At 43.8% G+C, this 21665-nt stretch carries 20 protein-coding genes; 9 read left to right on the forward strand and 11 right to left on the reverse strand.

Translation table 11 applies throughout. The features are described from left to right. Nucleotides 1–238: 238 nt before the first annotated feature. Nucleotides 239–2302 (forward strand): LTA synthase family protein, encoded by a 2064-nt coding sequence (locus AB5123_RS06590; protein ID WP_368364626.1) that lies wholly within the window; start codon nt 239–241, stop codon nt 2300–2302. 163 nt (nt 2303–2465) lie between these two features. Here AB5123_RS06590 and AB5123_RS06595 read toward each other — a convergent pair whose 3' ends face one another. The 3 genes from AB5123_RS06595 to murC all read right to left on the reverse strand — a co-directional run bounded on the left by AB5123_RS06595 (nt 2466) and on the right by murC (nt 5352). Next, nucleotides 2466–3173, reverse strand: coding sequence for a zinc ribbon domain-containing protein (locus AB5123_RS06595; protein ID WP_278644315.1), 708 nt, complete (start codon nt 3171–3173; stop codon nt 2466–2468). Nucleotides 3174–3309: 136 nt separating this feature from the next. Continuing rightward, nucleotides 3310–3897, reverse strand: a complete 588-nt coding sequence (lexA, locus tag AB5123_RS06600) for a transcriptional repressor LexA (protein ID WP_022287046.1) — start codon at nt 3895–3897, stop codon at nt 3310–3312. Nucleotides 3898–3942: 45 nt separating this feature from the next. Next, a complete protein-coding gene (murC, locus tag AB5123_RS06605; protein ID WP_337811907.1) occupies nt 3943–5352 on the reverse strand; it encodes a UDP-N-acetylmuramate--L-alanine ligase in 1410 nt (469 codons plus the stop codon). Between the two features lie 159 nt (nt 5353–5511). On the opposite strand from murC, the gene spoVG reads away from it, so the two are divergent. Beyond that, on the forward strand, nt 5512–5799 hold the full coding sequence (gene spoVG / locus AB5123_RS06610; protein WP_117857066.1) for a septation regulator SpoVG: 288 nt from the start codon (nt 5512–5514) through the stop codon (nt 5797–5799). Between the two features lie 147 nt (nt 5800–5946). Here spoVG and AB5123_RS06615 read toward each other — a convergent pair whose 3' ends face one another. Beyond that, the gene (locus tag AB5123_RS06615; protein WP_337811906.1) at nt 5947–7017 is read right to left on the reverse strand and encodes an electron transporter RnfD; all 1071 of its coding nucleotides are present in this window, start codon (nt 7015–7017) and stop codon (nt 5947–5949) included. Between the two features lie 151 nt (nt 7018–7168). On the opposite strand from AB5123_RS06615, the gene yabP reads away from it, so the two are divergent. The 6 genes from yabP to AB5123_RS06645 all read left to right on the forward strand — a co-directional run bounded on the left by yabP (nt 7169) and on the right by AB5123_RS06645 (nt 10192). Further along, complete coding sequence (gene yabP, locus AB5123_RS06620; protein WP_022287142.1) at nt 7169–7441, forward strand: sporulation protein YabP; 273 nt, start codon at nt 7169–7171, stop codon at nt 7439–7441. Between the two features lie 221 nt (nt 7442–7662). Beyond that, entirely contained in the window at nt 7663–8112 is a 450-nt protein-coding gene (yabQ, locus tag AB5123_RS06625) for a spore cortex biosynthesis protein YabQ (protein WP_278945957.1), read from the forward strand. A 114-nt stretch (nt 8113–8226) separates the two neighbouring features. Next, entirely contained in the window at nt 8227–8586 is a 360-nt protein-coding gene (locus AB5123_RS06630; RefSeq protein WP_368364627.1) for a septum formation initiator family protein, read from the forward strand. Between the two features lie 66 nt (nt 8587–8652). Further along, nucleotides 8653–9207 carry a S1 RNA-binding domain-containing protein gene (locus tag AB5123_RS06635; RefSeq protein ID WP_022287145.1) on the forward strand — a complete coding sequence of 185 codons (555 nt, stop codon included), beginning with the start codon at nt 8653–8655 and terminating at the stop codon, nt 9205–9207. A 32-nt stretch (nt 9208–9239) separates the two neighbouring features. Beyond that, a complete protein-coding gene (locus AB5123_RS06640) occupies nt 9240–9503 on the forward strand; it encodes a DUF4321 domain-containing protein (protein WP_022287146.1) in 264 nt (87 codons plus the stop codon). Nucleotides 9504–9520: 17 nt separating this feature from the next. Next, a complete protein-coding gene (locus AB5123_RS06645) occupies nt 9521–10192 on the forward strand; it encodes a hypothetical protein (RefSeq protein ID WP_022287147.1) in 672 nt (223 codons plus the stop codon). A gap of 165 nt (nt 10193–10357) precedes the next feature. Here AB5123_RS06645 and AB5123_RS06650 read toward each other — a convergent pair whose 3' ends face one another. From AB5123_RS06650 to AB5123_RS06675, 6 genes are all read right to left on the reverse strand, one after another. Next, nucleotides 10358–12124, reverse strand: a complete 1767-nt coding sequence (locus AB5123_RS06650; protein WP_022287148.1) for a dynamin family protein — start codon at nt 12122–12124, stop codon at nt 10358–10360. Then, complete coding sequence (locus AB5123_RS06655; RefSeq protein ID WP_022287149.1) at nt 12117–13106, reverse strand: M48 family metalloprotease; 990 nt, start codon at nt 13104–13106, stop codon at nt 12117–12119. The genes AB5123_RS06650 and AB5123_RS06655 overlap by 8 nt, the downstream gene beginning before the upstream one ends. A gap of 44 nt (nt 13107–13150) precedes the next feature. After that, entirely contained in the window at nt 13151–15202 is a 2052-nt protein-coding gene (locus AB5123_RS06660) for a dynamin family protein (protein ID WP_038673497.1), read from the reverse strand. A 277-nt stretch (nt 15203–15479) separates the two neighbouring features. After that, nucleotides 15480–16169 carry an L-ribulose-5-phosphate 4-epimerase gene (gene araD, locus AB5123_RS06665; protein WP_278642727.1) on the reverse strand — a complete coding sequence of 230 codons (690 nt, stop codon included), beginning with the start codon at nt 16167–16169 and terminating at the stop codon, nt 15480–15482. Nucleotides 16170–16320: 151 nt separating this feature from the next. Beyond that, nucleotides 16321–17895, reverse strand: coding sequence for a xylulokinase (locus AB5123_RS06670; protein ID WP_368364628.1), 1575 nt, complete (start codon nt 17893–17895; stop codon nt 16321–16323). A gap of 21 nt (nt 17896–17916) precedes the next feature. Further along, nucleotides 17917–19386, reverse strand: a complete 1470-nt coding sequence (locus AB5123_RS06675; RefSeq protein WP_368364629.1) for an alpha-N-arabinofuranosidase — start codon at nt 19384–19386, stop codon at nt 17917–17919. Nucleotides 19387–19508: 122 nt separating this feature from the next. Here AB5123_RS06675 and AB5123_RS06680 point away from each other — a divergent pair, with 122 nt between their 5' ends. Continuing rightward, nucleotides 19509–20294 carry an AraC family transcriptional regulator gene (locus AB5123_RS06680; protein WP_038672744.1) on the forward strand — a complete coding sequence of 262 codons (786 nt, stop codon included), beginning with the start codon at nt 19509–19511 and terminating at the stop codon, nt 20292–20294. A gap of 96 nt (nt 20295–20390) precedes the next feature. Here the strand turns inward: AB5123_RS06680 and AB5123_RS06685 are convergent, their stop codons facing one another. Continuing rightward, a complete protein-coding gene (locus AB5123_RS06685) occupies nt 20391–21386 on the reverse strand; it encodes a diacylglycerol kinase family protein (protein ID WP_278644327.1) in 996 nt (331 codons plus the stop codon). Nucleotides 21387–21665: the final 279 nt, after the last annotated feature.

Consider the following 21665-nt stretch of genomic DNA (forward strand, 5'->3'; position numbering starts at 1 on the left):
CCTATGCGTCCCCTCAAATGGTTTTCGCCTATCGAATTTCTTAATAATAGTGTCCAATATGATTGACAAACCTACAAATTTACACACTCTTTGAAGCATGGGGTAAATTAATTGTGAACACCTGACATCATGCAGGAAAATATTTGTTGATTATAGCTGTTGTAATTTGCTAATAGCTATGCTATAATGAATAGGTATTGTAAAATGCGTGTAAATCAACAGAAAAGAGTATATTGTAATGGAAAAACAACAAAACATTAAAACACAGCAGGCAAAGGAGAAAAAAGGCTTGCTGAAAAAAATAGGAGCATGGTTTGCGTCGCCTGACGGAATGCAAACATTACGATTTATAAGTGCCATAGCGGCAGTTATAGCGGTAGGAGTCATCTGTGCTTTGTTGGGCATATACATGGACAAAGACAACTTCCTGCCGAAAGAACGAAATTATGCGCTTATAGGGGCTTGCGCCGTTGAGCTGGCACTGATATTTATTATTGCGAAATTTTTCTCAATGCAAAAGAAGCTGAAAAAGAGCGAAACAAAAGGCTGCATCGACCCTTTCACTGCGGCTTTTATGCTTGGACTAAATTCTTATTTTCTTCCGGACTTTGTAATGGGGTCATATTTTCCAAAGAGCAATGTGCTTTACATTCTCCTTGGAATATTGCTCTGCTGGCTTTTATATCTTATAGGTGCGGTGATATTCCCGAAGCCACACGCCTGGTTTTGCGGAGTGAACGTAATATTTGCCATATATGCTTTGGCACAGTATTATGTCACCGAGTTCAGGGGGAATCCTGTTCAGTTTGCCGACCTTGCCAACATAAAGTCAGCCAGTGAGATAAACGGAATGTACTCACTGTTTTTAGACGGCAACGTGATGTTTGTGCTTTGTGATCTTATTCTTATTATCGCTGTAACGGTGACGACAAAAGTAAGGAAGATAAAAATACGCAGCAGGATAATATCGGGTGTGGCTGTTATTGCAGGGTGTTTCGTATTCGTATACGGCGGCAGGTTTGCCTATGACCTTGGTATAAAGAACAGATACATCAGGCTGAACTTTTCAGGTGCGGAAAATGCAGACACATACAGGTGCGTAGGCTATGACCTTATGTTCTGCTTTGACGGAATGTTTAACCGTGTGACGAAGCCTGATGGCTACTCCACTCAAAAGGCTGAGGATATCATAACTCAGTATGAGGTACAAAAGGCTGACAAAAAGCCTACTATCATTGCTATCATGAACGAATCCTTTGCAGACTTTGAGCATATCGCTCAGTTCAAGACTAACAAAGACTATCTGCCCAACTATCACAAATTGCAGGAGGAAAGCATAAGCGGATATGTTTCCGTTTCGGCATATGGCGGTTATTCCTGCAACTCTGAGTATGAATTTCTCACCGGCAACACTCTTGGCTTTTTGCCGTCGGGAAGTGCGGTATTCACCCAATATCTCAACGACAAACAAAACGGTCTTGTAAGCTGGCTAAACGAGCTTGGCTACACAACGCAGGCTATCTCGCCTTGCTCTGAGGGACTATGGGATATAGGCAACGCCTATGAACAGCTTCAATTCAAAGACAGGATATACAATTGTCAGGACAGAATGAGCGATATCCAATATTTCAACGGAAATATCACAGATGAAACCATTTTCAGATATATTGAAGAGCAATATGAAAGACACGCAGGCTCGCCTTATTTTGTATGGACAGCGACCATGCAGAACCATGCGCCGTATGATGACCTCAGTTCTGTTCCGTCTGAGATAACCTTTGAGGACTACAACAACCCTGCGGCACAGGAATATCTAAATCTTATCTATCAGTCTGACAAGGCGCTTGGAGAGCTTATAGATTACTTCAGGAACAAGGACGAAGAAGTCATAATCGTAATGTTCGGCGACCATTATCCGCATATCATAGACTTCACGGAATATCTCTATGGCAAGGACGTTGCTTTACTTTCAACGGAGGATTACTCAAGACTTCGACAGACTCCTTTCCTTATTTGGAGCAACAAGGGCGTTGAAGCGGAGAAGATAGACGATATAAGCCTTAACTATCTTTCAAACGAGGTCATGGAAGCGGCTGGACTCCCAAAGTCGAGATATCAGCAGGAGCTTGACAAGATACGCTGTGACATTCCGATAATAAGCTCTTACGGCTACAAGACGGCTGACGGAGAATGGTATTCTATAAATGATGTGGCTGACAAATACAAGGACACGCTGAACGAATATGAAACTGTGCAGTATTACAGAATGTTTGATGAAAAGCGTGACAATAGTGTAAATTAGGCTGTTAAAAAACACAAACAGCAAAAAAGTGGGACGATTCCCTACAAAACAATAAACGGACGAAGCTTTTTTACTTCGTCCGTTTCGTTTTATAATGCGTGTCAAAATGCGGGCGAACACTGTTCGCCACTACAAATAACTACATAATTATGCGCTTATTTTTTTATCCTGTGACCTTTTTCTCGAACATGAACATTCCCATGACATCGTTCATTATGCTGTCAGAAGCGACCTTCTTGCTGTTCTTTGTCATTTGCCTTACGACAGTCTGACCGTCATTCTTGCCGAATATCATAACATAATCGTCGCCACTTTCGGAAGTTCCCTCATAGGACACCTGATTTTTAAAGATGTTATATTTCCACTTGCCGTCTTTGAAATATGCGTCAACGGCTTCGCCGTAATTTTCGCTTGCCAATTTCATTTCGGTATCGAAATCGTAGGTGGAATGTCTTACGCTGAATATTCTCACAAAGGCGATCACAAAATATATCACCAGTATTACCACTGTGATCTTAAACAGAGTCTTTAGTATCTTTTTGCCCTTACCATAATTCTCTTTGCCGCTGCTTGAATGTTCAGTTGGGGTGCGCCTATAGTCTGCCGCACTCATTTCTCTGTTTCGGTCTGTCTCTCTTACACGCTCTACCCTGCGGGCTTCCTGCTCTCGGCGCATTCTTTCCTCTGCTTCGGCTCTTTTCGGGTGTTCGTAAACACGCTTCGGTATGCCCTGTATCCTTGAACGGTCTATAAACTCCTGCTCGCCACGTCTTTGGGTCGATGAGGCGATAGGTACCATTTTTCCGCAGTTGGTGCATATCTTAGCTCCGTCCTCCAGCTTAGAACCGCAGAATGTACAATGTCTGCTCATTATTACCAATCCTTTACACACTTAGAACTGTTTTGTTTGTCGAAGTTTTTTATATATCTATGTTGGACTATCCGCCCGTTTTGTTTAATGACACGGGCGAACGCTGTTCGCCCCTACAAATCTTCTTTATCTATATTTACAGATATCTTACAACGCCCACAACCTTGCCAAGTATGCTTACTTCGTCTACTATGATAGGATCCATGGTGTCATTTTCAGGCTGTAGTCTGTAATGGCCGTCCTCTTTATAGAAAGTCTTTATGGTAGCTGACTCGTTGTCAACAAGTGCGCAGACTATATCGCCGTTTTCTGCATATGGGGTCTGCTCTATAACTACCATATCTCCGTCAAGGATAGCGGCATTTATCATGGACTCTCCCCTTACCTTTAGGGCAAAAAGCGGATTGCTGTAATGCCTTGCAGGCTGGAAGCTTATATAGTCTGTTATCTCCTCAATGGCAGTGATAGGGATACCTGCGGTGACAGTTCCCACAAGGGGGATCTTCATGCCGTTGCCGCCTGTGAGCCTTATGGCTCTGTTCTGATTATTTCCCTTTTCAAGAAGACCTTTTGCGGTGAGATTATTTATATATCTATGGGCTGTTGAGGTAGACTTAAAGCCAAACTCTGCACAAATCTCCCTAACTGTGGGCGGATAGCCCTCTTCTATGCGATCCTTTATGAACTCGAATACCATTTTCTCGTTCTCGGTTACTTTTCTCATAGCTCCGTCCTTTCTGTTATATCAATAAATCTTTATCTTCTAAACCTAAAGCTCTTTTGCAAGCCTTTTTGCAAGCTTATAGACATCTCCGCAGCCAAGAGTTATAACAAGGTCGCCCTCCTTGCAGTTTTTCTTTATATAGTCGATACACTGTGAGAAGTTATATTCCTTCTGCTGTGCAGTCTGCTTGTCAACAAGCTCGTGGTCGGTCTTGAACCAAACTGCATTTGGTATCTTCTCTGCAAGCTGTTCAGCATAAACACCGTCGGTATTTTTCTCACGGCTTCCCATGATATCCGTTACAACGGCAATATCTGCAATAGAAAGTGCTTTCACAAAATCGTTCATGAGTATCTTTGTTCTTGAATAGGTGAAAGGCTGGAAAACTGCCCACACTCTGTTGAAATCAAGACCCTTTGCGGCTTTCAGTGTACACTCGATCTCCTTTGGGTGGTGAGCGTAATCGTCAACGATAGTAACGCCCTTGACCTCGGCTATCTTCTCGAAACGTCTTATTGCGCCAAAGAAAGTATCAAGTCCCTTTTCGATACCCTCCCATGAAACGCCTGAATATCTTGCGGCAGCGATAGCTGCAAGGGCGTTCATGACGTTATGGTCGCCAGGAACGTGGATAGTAAGCTCTCTGACAAACTCGCCCTTATGATAAAGCTCAAAGCGTGTCTGCAAGCCTTTTTTCGACTTTATAACGGCAGAATAATCGTTTTTCTTATCCCAGCCGAAAGATATCATTTCCTTGTCGACACCCTCAACGGCTTTCAGAGTATTTGCGTCATCGCCATTATAGATAACGGCTTTTGAAGCCATGGTTGCGAACTTATGGAAAGACTTTATGATATTTTCGATATTCTTGAAATACTCAAGGTGGTCTGCGTCAACGTTCAGGATAATTGAAACGTCAGGGAAAAGTCTGAGGAAATGATCCTCGAACTCACAGGATTCACAGACCATAGTTTGTGATGAGCCTGCCTTGCCTGAGCCGCCTATGCTTGGGAGCTTTCCGCCTATAACGCAGGAAAGGTCAGTACCCTCCTGAACGAATATCTGTGTGAGCATGGAAGAAGTTGTGGTCTTTCCGTGAGTGCCTGAAACGCAAAGAGCGTTTGTATACCAGCTTGTGACAAGTCCCAATATCTCGGCTCTTTCACAGCAGATCGCACCGCTTGCCTTTGCGGCGATAAGCTCAGGGTTATCTGCCATTATTGCGGCGGTATAGATTATAAGGTCTGCACCCTTGATATTCTCGGCTATCTGACCGAGAAAGACTTCGATGCCAAGCTTTCTTACGGCTTCAAGAGTTTCAGTTTCGTTATTGTCTGAGCCTGTGATGAAATATCCCTTTGAATGGAATATCTGCACCAGAGGGTACATACCAGAGCCGCCTATACCGATAAAATGAACGTGCTTTATATTTTTCAAGATCTCATTTGTTATCATCTTTGTAATACTCCTTAGAATAATAGATAATTCAGAATGTATGTTTATTTTATTATATAACATTTCTAAAAAAAAATAAACCCCTTTTTTGATTATTTTTCAAAAAAAGAGGCAAAAATATTACTACAGGCATTACATCACAAGAAAGGACGCATGAAAATGACTATAACAGAGGTAAAATTCAGAAGATTTATAAACGAGGGCAAGCTCAGAGCCGTTGTGAGCCTGACCTTTGACGGCAGTTTTGCGGTACATGATATCAAGATAGTGCAAGGGGAGGAGCGACTTTTTGTGGCTATGCCCAGCCGCCGTGATGACAACGGGGTTTTCCGTGATATCGTTCACCCCATCGACAGCGAGCTTCGCAATGAGATAGAGGGAGAGATACTTTCTGCTTACCGCATGGAGCTTGACAGGCAGGCGGCAGAACAGCAGGATTTAAGCTGACTATAGCAGGATAATAAGTGCAATAATGATGCATAGAAACGATAAGTTTGCGTAAAAAAACGGGCGAACAGTGTTCGCCCCTACAGATGCTTTTAAAGTCTGTGTAGGGGGAATGCTGTTCGCCCTATTATTTCTATCTTTTATCTTTTAGCTCCAAATTTTATCGCCCATGTTTGAGAGATAAGCTGTAAGCTCCTCCGCCATTTCATACTGCTCAGGAAGTCTTGGGTGACCTGGGGTCGCCTTGCCTGTTCTTGTGAACATGAAATGTGTTATCTTCTCGTCATTAAGCTCGTTTGCTATCTCGTCAACGGCTTTATCCCACTCCTCACCGTGGCAGAGAACTGTCAGCAGAAGCACAAATGTTGCGTTTGGATACTTGCTTCTAAGGTCAAGGATAATGCTCTTGTAGGCATTTTTCCACTTTGCTCTGTAGTCAGGGTCGGCGATATCGAAATCTTCATGGCCTTCGTTATGCGGGTCGTTCTGACCCACTGCAAAAAGCACAACGTCAGGGGTATAATTCTCAAAATCCCAAGGCGTTACGCCCTTTGCGCCCTCCGGGAAATAGCAAAGCTTATTGTATACAGACTCCATGCCGATATAATTCGGGGCATGATAATAGCCGGTGTTGTCGAAAATTGCGATACCGCCCTGTGCGATATTATGGATCTGTGCGCCAAGGTTTCTTGCTGTTATCATTGCATAGCTATGCCATGCGTTATCGTAAACTCCCTGATGATCCTCAGGGTCACAGCTTGCAACAAAGTCAACCGCCTCGCACACTGCGCCTGCAGAAACAGAGTCGCCATAGCACTCTATTTTTCTTGCAGGGAGAGGAGGATTTTCAAGAACTTCTCCGTCGCTGTCTATTTCAAAGCCCACGAACTCAAAGTAATGGGAAGCGTCCTGCCTTTTAAAAAGGGTGACGGTATGAGTGCCTTTTTCAAGGTCACAAGCGATATCAAGGGTGATATCCTCGTCATTTTTATCGAAAGTCACCTTGCCCTCTTTGCCGTCCATAACAAAGCCAAGCTCCTGAATGTTGAAATACTTATGGTTTTTTATCACGGCGGATACGCTTGTGCCTGTGAAAGTCATTTTTACATTTGAGCCTGCGTAATAAAACTCAGGGCGTGTTTTGTCGGAAAAGTCTATTCTGCCCATATAAGTAAGAAAGCTGTTGTCTGCTGTTATAAGCTTTTTATTCGCTGCCATTTTTTCATATCCTTTCGATACTATGTTTTTTTTGCATATGTTTATTTTAGCTTTTCAAGGCGTTTTTGTCAAGGATATAAAACGTTTTCACAGAAATATTTTTACACGAAGCGAATATACATAGATAAGAAAAATATCAGGGGGTGCTTTTATGAATGATACTCAGGGCAGGCACAATGCCATTCTTGAAAACAGACAGCGTTTACAGCTTTCGGGCGTGACGGACGTTGACAGCTTTGACGAGGATGAGATAAGGCTTTTCACACAGCTTGGAGAGCTGACGATAAAAGGCAAAGACCTGCACATAAACGAAATAAGCGTTGAGTCGGGAGATGTTTCCGTGGAGGGAGATATCTGGGCTTTGGTTTATGGAGAAAAGGACAGAAAGAAAAAGCTCTCGGCGATAGGGAAGATATTCAGATAACATATGTAAGGGCGACCTTAGGTCACCCGTTGGCTGACCGCTAATTGTGGTCGGTATATCCGCATTTTTGTTGGATAGCTATTAACCGAAAAAACTGCGAACAGGCGGGCGAACGCTGTTCGCCCCTACAAGTGGGGGGTGTATATTCGGGCGGTTTTTAAGCCAAAAGTATATGCAATGTCATTGCATGGTGCAAGAGGTTGGAGAAAGGGGAAAGATAAATGGAAAAGATGCAGTTAAGCATAGAGCTTGAAAGGGAGCTTTTTCTGCTGTCTGTGGTTCTGGGCTGCGGGCTGGGGCTTTTATATGATATTTTCAGGGTATTCAGGGCGGCTTTGCCACATGGGAAGATACTCACCTTTTTTGAGGATATCATTTACACATTTCTTTACGGCTTTGCACTTTTCACATTTTGCACCGGGCTGACGGGGGCTATAAGAGGGTTTGTTTTAGTCGGTATGCTCATAGGCTCTGTGATAGAACATCTTACTGTGGGAAACGCTGTTGTATCCGTGCTGAGAAGCCTTTTTTCGGTCATCAGAAAACTATTTGCTAAAACGTTTTCGCCTGTGGTTAAATTTATTACCAAAAGAGCAGGCGGTTTCAGGGAGCGTTTTGTGAAAAAGTGCAAAATTTCCTCTCTGCGAAAAAAAACTTCTAAAAGCACTTGAAAACTCTCTTTTGATTAGTGTATAATAGAAAAGAGTATAGGTAATGCCTCATGACAGTTATTGGGGTATTGCTTATGGAAAGGTCGGTTTTGTAATCAAAAAAAGGAGTACGCAATGCTAGGTTTTAAAAATAAAACGTCCAAAACGGCTGACGCTGAAAAGGACGCTGCTAAAAAAAATCCAAAGCCGAAAAGATCAAGATTTGTTAAGCTTCTGACTATTTTTGCTGTTGCCGCTCTTGTTGTTTATTCAGGGGTGACTATCATCTCACAGCAGGCGCAGATAGCACAGCTCAGAAAAGAGTCAGACGCTATAAATAAAAAGATAACCGCCGCCAAGCAGCTCAATGATGAATACACAAGGCTGCTCAGTTCTGACGATGAGGCGGAGTATATGGAGAAGATAGCTATTGAAAAGCTGGGCTATGCTTATCCTAATGAGCGCAGATTTTATATTGTAAACAACAGCGACTAAGGCAAACACGGTCTTTTGACCGTTCATATAGCAGAATTTTTATTGCAGAGAGGACACAAAAATCAAATGCAGCTTGAAGTAGGAAAAATTTATGAAGGAAAAGTAACAGGTATCACAAAATTCGGAGCATTTGTGGAGCTTGACAAGGATACGACAGGAATGGTCCACATCTCGGAGGTTGCGAACACATTCGTAAACGAGATAAAGGATCATCTTACCGAGGGTCAGACCGTCAAGGTAAAGGTGCTTAATTTAGGCGACGACGGAAAGATTTCGCTTTCCATCAAGAAGGCTCAGCCTGCGCCACAGAGAAAGCCAAGAGAGAACGGTCACCAAGGTGGCAGAGAGGGCAGACCTAACGGTGGTCAGAGAAATTTCAACCGTCAGGGAGGCAATTCTCAGGGCAGACCTAGAAACGACTATAACAGGGATCACAACAGAGACAGAGCGCCACAGGATTTTGCTAAAAATCCGCCTCCGGTATACAATGCTGACAGCAATTCAGGAAACGCTGATTTTGAGGATATGCTCAGCAAGTTCAAGGCGTCAAGCGAGGAGAGATTTTCTGATCTGAAAAAAGTCATTGACAACAAGAGAAAATCTCCGTCAAGAAGAAAATAGATACCGATACATAAAACAGAGGATATTCAGTCATGAAAAATTTCAAAAAGACTTTTGCGTTTATATTTTTCATGCTGGCAGGAATAATACTTGGTGCGTTCATAGCTTACGTCTGTGAGGGCAAGGATTATGTGGGCTGGCTTGCATGGGGAAAAAATGTAGGCATTGAAAGCTTTGCTATAGACCTGTATGTGATAAAATTCAATATAGGTCTTATGGTCCATGCAACTATCTCGCAGATATTCACTATTGCTGCGGCGCTTATAGTGTTCTCAAAGACCTGCAAGGGGCTTTAAGGAGAGTAAATTTTAAAATGAGATTTCTAAAAACAGCAGCAGTAGCTTTGACAGTGGCTGTCTGCCTTTTATGCACTTCCTGCGGTACGCCTGAGCTAAAGCATGACACATTGGTATATCAGGCAAGGGAGGACTATGCGGCGCTTGACTCCGCAAAAGTCGTTATAACCAACGAGGACACTGGTGATATCGAGCAGGAGTTCACTTTCAAGTATGACGAAAAGGATGTGCTGACCTATTCTTACTACGCCAAGAACGGTGGAAAGGAATACGCTCAGTATAACAACGGAATCGAGAGCTACACTTATGATAACGGAGAATACTCACATTTGGTAAAGGGCGACAAGGGCTTTTCAAAGTACACAAGAAAGGCAAAGCACCCACAAGCTGACGAGGGTATGCTGATGTTTGCACCGAAAGCTGTTGAGTCTGTTTCTGACATTATCGGTGATGACGGCTCTGTTACTGTGACGTATGTTTATGACGTTTCAAAGCTAGGAAAGGACGCTGAGGAGATAGGCACAAAGGGCTTTTCCACAACCTATTTTTTCGATAAAGACGGTGAACTTGAATACTTCACTGAAAACACTGTCACAAAGAACGCTCAGTACAACTATCGTGTTGACATAACAGAAAGAAACTCTGTTGACAAGATAGAAAACAATGTTGAGCAATACAAAGACAAATAATTTACCGCATACAAAATGTAGCGGCGACCTGAGGTCGCCCGTTGATTTAATACTTTTTTAGACATTCCAAACAGGCTGCAAAAACAGCCTGTTTTTTTGTCAAGAAGCATATTTACGCCATTATCAAAAAAACGCCCCAACTTAATGGGACGTTTTTATTTTTTGTTATAATTTGCTCTCTGCCAGTATCCTCTGTGGCTCGGCAAGCATTTGCTTTGCTTCCACAAGGGTCTGCCTTATCTCGTCATTATCATAAACCATCATGAGCTGCTGAGCCTGATTGAGGGCTTCTCTGCCCATTTCCACCTGATACTGATAAAGGCTGTCGAGCCTTGCGGCTGCCTTTGTTTCAAGGTCCTGATAAACTGTCTTTATATCCTTGACGATATTATTTCTTATATCATCATAGTTTTCAAGAGCGATATCAATTATATCGGTCTGCTTTTTCTTTTTAAGGATAAGGCTGAAAACTGACATTGTGGCAGGAGGAAAGGTTTCGCTGGTGCCAAAAAGCTGAACGCCCATAACAGAACGTGTTACGTTCTTGTTCAGGGAAGTCATTATCATTTCCACTGACGGAGCCTTTGCCGCCTTTGAAAGATCGTCTATGCCAAGAGCGGAGGCAAGTTCTCTGCCTGTGCCTTCCACTATCTCGGCTATCCTATCTCTATGGCTCTCGATACAATTTCGATATGCTTCGCCCACCTTTTCCATAAGGAACGAATAGAAATGCTTTTCTATATCCTCAGAGCTGTAAAGGTCGTTTCCGTCTGCGTCTTTTCCACGGCAATCCAAAATGCTTGCTCTCAACTTTGAGAAGAACTCATACATCCAAGCTTCGGCTTCCTGCTGCATTTCGATAATAGAAAGGTGCAAAGCAGGCTTTTTCTCCTCCAGAGCCTTTGAAAGCTTTTCACACTGCTCCTCAAACTCTTTTGCTCTGTCGGCAAGCTTCTGCTTGTCAAGCTCTGCCATATCGCTTATAAGTCTAAGCTTTGCGGCTGTTTCGTCGCACATCTGCGAGAGCATTGTAAGAACACGCTTTGAACGTATAACGTCCTTCTGCATGATTATATCACGCTGCAAAGACAGCTCGAACTGGAAAAACTGAGTTTCGTAAAACTCTCTTGTACCCTTGTCCAGCGGTCTTTCTCTGCCAAGCTTTCGGCTAAGCTCGTCTGCACCGCTTATGCCGTATACGATAGCGTTAGGCACTATCCTTTCGGATATGTTTCTCACACGCTTTAGTATTTTATCAGCGTCCTTCTGAGAGCTCATTGCGTCTATCATATTCACGAGGATATAGAGCATACCAAATCGCTGAGGCTGGACATGGCTTGCAAGGAACAACTGCTCGCTTTCAGAAAAAGGCAGCAGGCATGACGCTGCATACATGATAGCGTCGGCATTGACAATATAATCCATTACCTGCTTGTCAAGGCTCTCCAAGTCAGAAAGGCCTGGGGTATCCACTATCCTTATCTCTTTGAGTATAGGGGCGTTGTCCTTTATCTGAACATAGCTTATTTTTGCAGGGAAAAGCTTCATTCTCTGCTCAAGCTTTTCTCTTGTAATATCCTCCAGCGACAGCGGCACTCTCATGCCGTTTTCAAGGATAGCTTCCACATACTGCGTATGACCGAAAGATATCTCGTTTATAGTATAAGTTTCAGGTGTAACGTTTATAGGTGCAAGCTCCTTGCCCAGCAGGGCGTTTATAATGGTGCTTTTTCCCCTTTTGAACTCGCCAAGTATGACCAGCGTGAAAGGCTCTTCGCTTTTTTTCTCGATAAGAGCTTCCCAATCGTTCATTTCGCTGACAAAATCCTTGCCGAGCATTTTCGCTATCTTTTCATTTTCAACAAAGGCTTTAAGAGCGGTCTTTACCTGTGCAATATTCTGCTCCGCTGTATTGATATTAGCACTATCCACCTATCACGCCTCCGTTTCCGATTATAATACTGCTGCGCACATCACATATCTGACCTGAAACAAGGTGTCTGTCAGAATCCTCTGCATCGCCACGCCATTCATAAAGAACTGAGCAATACAGAAACTCAGTAGCTGCGACAACAAGCTTTTCAAGCTCGCTCATAGTATTATCTGTTTTCAGATTTCTTGAAGAAACTGCATGGACGCTCTCAGCCTTTTTGATAAGTCCGTCGGTATCCATATTCTTCTGCTGTCTGCCATAAAAGTCGATATAGCCCTTGTTATAAAGCCCTGTTATGACGCTTATGAACATTCCCGGCTTATCGAGGCAGATAATGCCTGCTCTGTTTGCAGTTATATCAGCATACTTCACCCACTGAACAAGCGCTGTATAAAGCTGATTGTTCACGGTCTGCTTATATGACCTTTCAACTGGTCTGTAAGTATACTTATTGTAATTGAGATATGTAAATGCCATATTATAGGCACAATGATTGTTCTGTATTCTTCCACACTCGCAGCCTATAAGGAACATAAGCTCCTCCTTGCTGCACATTTCCACTACCTGCTTTGAAAGCACGATACAAGGCTCGATGATATCACTTGCCACAGAGTAGACCTGTGCTTTATCCATATCCCCTCTGACAAAGACGATAGGCACAACAAGCTCTAGCCGCTCGGCACACTTCTTCACAATGTCATAGATATCAGGATATTTAAGCGGGCCAACCTGCTCGCACTTAAGAAACAGGTGCTTTGCTTCGGCAGAAACGTCCTGCGAGCCTGCCGCCTTGACGAGCTTTCCCCAGCCCCCAAGTCCCATTATCTTCTGCCTTACGGCAAAATCGGACTCAAAAGCATAGTCAAGCACGCCGTCAACTATATGGTTCTGATAGCTTCTTGTATAAGCGTTCAAATATGTGCGGAAGCTTGTGTCAATCTGTAGCAGCGGATTTTCCCTTTCCGTTGTATTTGTACTCATGACCTGTCCTCCCTTGATCCTAAAATAATATTTTTATATGACCGTCAGCTTTCCATAGCTTCGGTAAGCACACGTCTTACCTGATATGCTTCCTGAACTATAGCGCTTGCGCTCTCGGCAATATCATGGAGACGTTCCATTTCCTTCTGAGAAATGTTGCTCTTTTCTGTTTTAAGATCATTAAGATTATCAAGTGTTTCCTGAGTATCACGGAGGATTATCTCTGTTTCGCTCTCGATCTTGCCCTTCAGACCCTCAAATGCTGAGAATACCTGACGGCGGACAGTTTCAGTGAAGTCATTATTGAGCTTCATTTCGTGGAACTGCTTTCTCACCTGAGTTTTAAAGTTTGACTTATACTTATCTATTCTTTCTTTAACAAGTATCTTATCAACGGCAAAGTTTGAAGTAAAAGTACCTGCAATGCCTGCAAGAGCCATAAGGCAGAGGGTCACTGGCAGGGTAGCGGTGATGCCAAAGAAGCCTGCAAAGAATATAGCGGTATAATAAGTAGCATAAAATCCTGCAAAGCCTGTTGCTCCGCCTAAAAGTGCGCCCTTTACGCCAGACTCTCTGAAGCCCAGGAACAATCCTCCGACGCCGTAAGAGCCGATAGCAACGCCGATTATCTTATCCATTACGCCGCCGTTCTTTGAAACTCTGTCAGAGATAGTGAACATCTGCTGTATCTTTGTAACGGACTCGAAGAACTCGTCCTCAAATTCCTGAAGTCTTTCAGCCTCGCAGGAAACAGCGAAGTTTATGCTGTTCTGTATCTGCTCGCAGATTATCTGCGCTCTTGCCTCTATGCTCTCCTTTATTTTCTCGGTGAGCTTTGCGGTAACGAGCTTGAGCTGGTCTTTCTTGAAATCGTCAGAGGACATCTGGAAGTTGTCTATAACCTCCATAGCTGTCTGCTCGATGTTTGTCCAATAGCTGTCCAGAACTGGCTGCAGGTCATTGAACACCTGATTTGCGGCATCATTGATCTTGACAAATTCCTGTCTTTTCTTATTTCTTATCTCGCCTATCTCTTTGATAGCCTCGTCATACTTTTCCATGAACTCATCGTTAGCCATCATGAGTGCGTTTTCCTGCATAACAACGCTTCTGAGTATCTCAGTACCCGAATTTGTTATCTTATTTGCAAGTATCTGCAATGCGATAACGCCACGCTCTTTTGTGAGCATGGTTTCAAGAGCCTTTTCAAACTCAGGGAAGTTACTCTTTTCAAGGGCTTCCTTATCCCCTGTTTCCTTGGCATTAAGAGCCTGCTTTGCATAAACACCGATAACTCTCGGAGTTCCTATCTTTCTTTTATAGACCGCAAACTCACGGGAATCCTCGCCCATGACCTTTTTAGCCTTTTCCATAACGTATTTTCCGATACGTCCTCTTACAGTTTCGACTATCTTGTTCTCGTCTGCCTGTGAGAAAGTACCGAAGCAGTTTACAACGAAAATAATCCTTCCCACATCGGAAGTGAGCATTTTCTTTTCCAAAAACTCTTTCTCAAACTGTGAGAAAGGGGAGTTTGCACTGATAACGAAAACGGCTGCGTCTATTTTCGGCAGGATAGACAGAGTAACGTTGGTCATCTGATCATCATCGTTAAGACCTGGAGTGTCTATGATATCCACGTTGTTCTTACAGAACTCGGTATCATAATAAACAGTGGCTTCCTTGACAGTTTCGGCTCTTTCCTCCGACTCTGCTGTAAGCTTTGTTACATAGTCCTCCAGCTTGTTTATATCCACCCTTTCACTTTTGCCGTTTTTGTATTCCACCTGCACATACGGCTCTTCGCTATAAGTAACTCTGTTAAGGGTAGCCGTTGCAGGCAGCACGTCAGCAGGAAGTACCTCCTGACCCAGCATTGCGTTGATAAGGGTACTCTTTCCTCTCTTGAACTCGCCCACTATAGCGACCTCAAAATGCTCCTCGGCAGTTTTCTCCAATGTTTCCCGAATAGATTCCGCAGTATTGACAAGAGCGATCTCCTCGCTCAATCCAAGCAGCGATTTCAGGTTCTCTGTAAGACCCTTTACCGTTTCCTTATAGGACGCATAGCTGCCGTAATCAATTTGCTTTTTCATTACAAGCCTCCGTTCCTCGTTTCTAAGGCAAACCTTGCATGGCATTGCCTTGAGGTAATATCTATACTATATTCCATTCATTTCCGCTGTGACACAATAAATATTACCGTGACATTATTTTAATTATAACATATTATTAAAACATAAGTCAAGAATTTACTTATAACAAGTACAAAAAACTACCCTTTTGTACAAATCAGCGTACACATAATATACATTTTGCACAATATAGGGGCAAAGGCGCAAAAAAACGCCCCGAAAATCGGGGCGCTTGATATCAATTTTGTCCGTAATATGCGTTCTTTCCGTGCTTTCTAAGGAAGTGCTTGTCAAGAAGCTCCTGCTGCATATGACCTATCTCAGGGTTCAGCATCATTGCGTGGAAGTTCATAAATGCGGCTTCTTCGAGAACGACTGCATTATGAACGGCTTCTGCGGCGTCCTTTCCCCATGTAAAGGGGCCATGGCTTTTTACCAGAACGGCAGGTATCTGAGTTGCGTCAAGACCTTTGAAAGCCTCGATTATAACAGTGCCTGTTTCCTTTTCATACTCACCTGCAATCTCCTCAGGGGTCATTGCTCTTGTGCATGGTATCTCGCCGTAAAAATAATCTGCGTGAGTTGTGCCCATTGGTATTATGCCCTTTCCTGCCTGAGCAAAAGATGTTGCCCAGCGACTGTGGGTATGTACTATTCCGCCGATATCAAAGGCTTTGTAAAGCTCCAAATGTGTTGGAGTATCGCTGGAAGGCTTATATTTTCCCTCCACAACCTTGCCGCTTTCAAGATCAACTACCACCATATCATCGACTGTCATGCCATCATAAGGCACGCCTGAGGGCTTTATGACTACAAGGCCCTTTTCTCTGTCGATAGCAGAAACATTTCCCCATGTGAATGTGACAAGTCCATATTTCGGCAGAAGCAGATTTGCTTCGCACACCTGCTGTTTTAATTCTTCAAGCATAAAATTCTCCTTTCGCTGATTTGGTAAATGCACCTTTTGTCTGCCCATTTTCCGTACAAGCGAACAGCTCACCGACAATTTGAGAAGACTGTTGGTTGGCGGGCGATCTCAGGCTGCCACTACGATCTATCTATGAATTTCTATGATTTTCTCAGAACTGTGCGTTTTTTTCTGCCGCCAATCCCTTTTTATATCTTTCCAGGAATTTTTTATAGCCCTCTGAGCCTGTCTGCTCAGGCTGAGAAGTTGTCACTTCCATATCAGCGAACACCTTTTTGTCAAGGAAGTCTGCAAGCTTTTCGCCATTTGAAAGCTCCATATATGCCGCAAGGATAGCCATGCCCCATGCTCCGCCTTCGCCTGCTGTTTTCATTACTGAAACAGGGGTAGAAAGTGCGTCTGCCATAAGCTGTGAAGCCACTCCGCTGACCTTGAAAAGTCCTCCGTGACCTGTTATCTTTTCAGCTTTTACCTGCTCTTTGTCAAAGAGGATATCCATGCCTATTTTCAGTGCGGTGAAAGAAGAATAAAGCTGTGCTCTGAAAAAGCTGCCCAAGGTCAAAGTGCTGTCGGGAGTGCGGAAATACATTGGTCTGCCCTCGTCAAGCTTTATAACAGGTTCGCCCGAAAGACAGTTATAGGCTGTCACGCCACCGCATGAGCTGTCGGCTGTCATGGCGTTTTTATAGAGAGTTTCATAAAGCCTGCTCTTGTCTATCTCATTGCCTGTGAGCTTTGCGAACTCACCGAACATATTCACCCATGCGTCAAGCTCTGAACAGCAGTTATTGCAATGCACCATTGCCACAGGCGAGCCGTCAGGGGTGGTAACAACGTCTATCTCCTCGTAAACACCGTTAAGTGGCTTTTCGAGGACGAGCATTGCAAATATGGAAGTGCCTGCGGAGATGTTTCCGGTCTTTTTCAGAACGCTGTCCGTTGCCACCATGCCTGTGCCTGCGTCACCCTCAGGCGGGCAGACCGGCACGCCTGCTTTGAGGCGTCCCTCCGAGTCAAGGAATCTTGCGCCCTCTTCTGTAAGAATTGCGCCCTTTTCTCCTGCGTTTCTCACAGCAGGAAGGATATCTTTCAGCTTATGGTCAAAGCCTTTTTCTGCAAGGCTTTTTTCTGTAAGCTCCAAATACTCTTTTTGGTATCCTATGCTCTCCACAGGGAAGATACCTGAAGCTTCGCCAACGCCAACTTCAAAGCGGTCTGTAAGCCTTTTATGCACATAGCCTGCAAGGGTATTGATATAAGCGATATAAGGAACATGGGCTTCTTTGTTAAGCACCGCCTGATAAAGATGTGCGATGCTCCAACGCTGTGGGATATTGAAGCCCAGTAGTTTTGTAAGCTCTCCTGCCGCCTGAGCTGTCATGGTATTGCGCCATGTTCTGAAAGGCACAAGCAGTTTATCGTTTTTGTCAAAAGCCATATAGCCGTGCATCATAGCAGAAATACCCATTGCACCGTATGTTTCAGGATAAATGCCATACTGTGCCTTTACGTTCTCTGCAAGGTCTTTATAGCAGGCTTGTATGCCCCCGTGGATATCATCAAGAGAATATGTCCAACAGCCGTTCTCAAAGCGGTTTTCCCACTGCTTCGACCCTGATGCGATAACAGAAAAGCTATCGTCTATAAGAACAGCCTTTATTCTTGTTGAGCCAAGTTCTATGCCAAGATATGTTCTTCCCTGCAAAATTTTATCTTTTACTGTCATTTTTGACTCTCCTTATAGTCCTTATCTCATTGTCACAACTACAACGGAGCATTTTGGCAGGTCTATCTCAAATCCCTTTTCTGTCATTTTCGCACTGTACTCTTTTGGTGCGACCTTATCGCAGTTATCAAAATCATTATAGTCCCTTACTTCATTGTCAAGTATCCTGCACTCAATGTTCTGATAATTTTCTCCTGCTATATCACAGCAGATATGAGCGTCATCATCTATAGAGCAGTTCGCTATAGTGACAGTGAGGACGCCGTCCTTTACTGAGGCAGATTGTGATATCATCGGGATCTTTCCGCCTGCCTGACAATTGTCGGCATAGCTGTAGCAAAGCTCGCCTCCCTGATGAGTTTTGAAAAGATCAAAGACGTGATAGGTAGGCGTCTTCACCATTTTCTCGCCCTCTGTGAGGATAAGAGCCTGCAAAACGTTCACAGCCTGCGCAAGGTTTGCCATTACGACCTTGTCGCTGTGGTTATTGAAGATGTTCAAATTGCAAGCCGCCACGATAGCGTCACGCATTGTGTTCTGCTGATAGAGGAAACCTGGGTTTGTGCCCTCCTCAACGTCATACCAACAGCCCCACTCGTCAACTATAAGACCTATCTTACCCTCTGGATCACGGCGTGACATTATCTCGCTGTGACGTTTTATAAGCTCGTCCATATATAGAGTTTTTGATATAGTTTCGTAATACTCCTCGTCTGAAAACTCAGTTGCACTGCCCTTTTTGTTCCAATCTCCTGTAGGAACGGTGTAATAGTGCAAAGAGATAGCCTTTGTGTGCCACTCCCCAAGGTTTGACATTACAACGTCCGTCCAGTTATAATCATTGGAATTTGGTCCGCAGGCAATTTTGTAAAGCTCATTGCCGCTGAAATTCTTGCAAAAGCTCTGATATCTTCTGTATTCATCGCAGTAATACTCAGGGCGCATCGAGCCGCCGCAGCCCCAGTTTTCGTTGCCTATACCAAGATATTTCAGCTTCCAAGGCTTTTCTCTGCCGTTTTTTCTTCTCAGGTCAGCCATAGGCGAAACACCGTCAAAGGTGATATATTCTATCCACTCGGAAAGCTCCTGAACAGTGCCGCTTCCGAGATTTCCTGCAAGATACGGTTCACAGCCTATCTCTTCGCACAGGTCAAAGAACTCATTTGTGCCGAAAGAGTTATCCTCCGTCACGCCGCCCCAGTTTGTGTTTATCATTTTCTTTCTCTGGGATTTTTCGCCGATACCGTCTTTCCAATGATACTCGTCAGCAAAACAGCCTCCCGGCCAGCGGAGAACAGGCATTTTTATCTCCTTGAAAGCTTCGATAACGTCTTTTCTTACGCCTTTTATGTTCGGTATCTCAGAATTTTCGCCAACGTACATTCCGTTATAGATACATCTGCCAAGATGTTCGGAGAAGTGTCCGTATATCTCCGGGTTGATGTGGGAACGTTTGTCTGCGGTATTGATAAGCATTGAAATCTCTTTCATTGTGACCTCCTTGATGTATATGATTTTAGTTTCAATTATATTTTATCACTTGACAAAAAAACAACAATGATATATCCTATTATTATACTGATACATCATACGAAATTAGAAAGGAAAAACCTATGGAACTTCACGCTTTGGGACTAAACTACAGCCATGACGGGTCTTTTGATATACGCCGTCCAAACGGTTCGGGGGATAATCTTCTGCTTATATTCAAATCCTCTGCGGTGGTGCGTTTGCACGGCAGGGAATACTCCGTTTCCCCTGACAGCGCAATACTATACAAAAAAGGCACTGAGCAGATATACCGTGCCTGCAAGGGTTTTTATATAAACCACTGGCTTCATTTTGATTGCGACGATATGCTCACCCGTGACTATTCACTCCCATATGATACGATTTTTATGTTATCAGACGCAGAGAAAACTGAGGATATCTTGTCCACCATAAGCAGACTCAGCTTATCTGAAAGCGGCAGGCGTGAGGATTATATCGAGCTTATGCTCAGAATGCTGCTCATAAGACTTGGAGAGGAATATTCTCTTAGCAAGAGCGGTCAGCCGCCAAGAAAGCGCAGTCACTACGCTGACGCGCTTGAGCGGCTCAGGGCTGACATCTACAGCTCCCCCTCCGGGAGCAGGAACATTGCCGATATGGCGAAAACTCTCAGCGTAAGCCCCTCCCACTTTCAGTATCTTTACACCTCACGCTTCGGTGTGAGCTGTTATGAGGATATCCTCTGTGCAAGAATGAAAAACGCTGAGTACTATCTTCTCAGCACTGACATGACAGTGAAAAACATTGCCGCCGTATGCGGATACGAAAATGACGTGCATTTCATGCGGCAGTTCAAACGCAGATACAACATGACCCCCTCACAGTTTCGGCTAAAAAACAAGAAATAGGCATATGCAAAAAGCGGACGAAAAAACTCGTCCGCTTTTGTTCTGTCAAAATTCTGTTAAAAGGTATGCGACCAAAGGTCGCCCCTACAAAACAGCTTAATCTTCGATCTCCGACTGATCCTCAATGACAACAGGGTGACCGTCCTCGGTCATTATCATATCCCCTGCACTGCACTGAACAGCCGTTTGCTCTGCAGTTATGTCATTGGGTTTGAGTTTGAACCTTATCGCCTGCTTGCAGTTTTCTATCTCAACATATGTATGCTTTCCGCCCGACTCTCCGTCCAGCGTCCAAGGCACTTCGTTCACGCTTGTGAATGTGACCTTTGACGTCTTGAAAGTCACAAAATGCTTATCGTTGAGCTTGTTGAGCACCGCCTCGTTTATTGTGTTGCTCAGCTCGATAGCGTTCTTAGGGGTCTTTACCAAGACCACTTCAAACAGTCCGTCATCAAAACACACCCCGGAAGCGATAAGCTTTTTCATTCCGCCCACTGAGATAGTGTTTGAGATAAGACCGAGTATAAAGCTTCCTTCTATTACCTCGCCGTCATGCTCCACTCTCATTTGCTGACCTGTTATCTTTGAAAGCCTTTTTATCCCCTCTGCCACATATGCGGCATGACCAAACTTGTTTTTCATCGTTTGTGAGGTTTCATAAGAAACGTCAGTGAAAGCGCCAAAGCCTGCTACATACACAAAATACTGACCGTTGAACTTGCCAACGTCATAGTCAAAATACACGCCGTCAACTATCTCCCTTGCGGCGTCGAGCATTTTTTTCGGTATGCTCAAAGACTGAGCACAATCATTTGTTGAACCGGCAGGAATATATCCAAGCGGTATTTTCTTATCAAATGTCATCATTGCCTTGACAGCCTCAGACAATGTTCCGTCACCGCCTGATGTGACTATCATGTCATAATCCTGACCGCACTTGCAAAGCTTGTTATAGCCGTCAAGCTTAGCCTGTGTAGGGTATGTGACTACCTCATAGCCGCCCTTTGTAAAAATATCCACAATGTCGCAAAGGTTATCTTTTATCTGTCCCTTGCCAGCATGGGGGTTGAACACAAAAAGCAATTTTTTCATTTTCCCAGCCCCTTTTCGTTTTTCAAATTCCTATTATTCTACTTTTTATCTATCTTTCTTACACACATTTTACATAGAGAATTATACCACAAATTTCACAAAAGTCAAGTATTATTGTGACAGCCGTCAAAAAGTCGTCAACAATCACAAACAAATTGTCAGCCAAACCACGAAGGTGACAAAGATAATAAGAGCAAAACATATAAAATAAGCAATACGGATAAACGGGTGATCGCTGTTCGCCCCTACATATAGAAATCAAGATCATCGCCGCAGGCG

Origin of the sequence: Ruminococcus sp. RTP21204st1_B2_RTP21204_210225 (genome assembly GCF_040914135.1) — a bacterium.
Lineage (GTDB): Bacteria > Bacillota > Clostridia > Oscillospirales > Ruminococcaceae > Hominimerdicola > Hominimerdicola aceti.